The following is a 254-nucleotide window of genomic DNA, read 5'->3' as shown; positions in this document are numbered from 1 at the left end:
GGGGGTGGCCATGTTCCGGCAGGAAGCCATCCGGGTCCCCGTACTGGGACTGGTGGAAAATATGGCGTATTTTACACCGGCAGAACTTCCGGATAACCAGTATTATATATTTGGCCGCCACGGTGCCCGCACCCTGGCCGAAGACCTGGATATCCCATTCCTGGGGGATATCCCGCTGGTACAGGGTATCCGGGAAGCCTCGGATGTCGGCCGGCCGGCAGCCTTGCAGGAGGGGACCCCTACGCGGGAAGCCT

1 protein-coding gene is annotated in these 254 nt (G+C 61.4%); it reads left to right on the top strand.

What is annotated here, in order from left to right; all coding sequences use genetic code 11:
• On the top strand, window positions 1–254 hold a 254-nt coding region (locus ACRHNM_RS17440), incomplete at both ends, for a P-loop NTPase (protein WP_431137915.1).

This window comes from Psychroserpens mesophilus (assembly GCF_050617655.1).
Lineage (GTDB): Bacteria > Bacteroidota > Bacteroidia > Flavobacteriales > Flavobacteriaceae > Psychroserpens > Psychroserpens mesophilus_A.
This window is presented reverse-complemented; position numbering and strand designations above follow the sequence as displayed.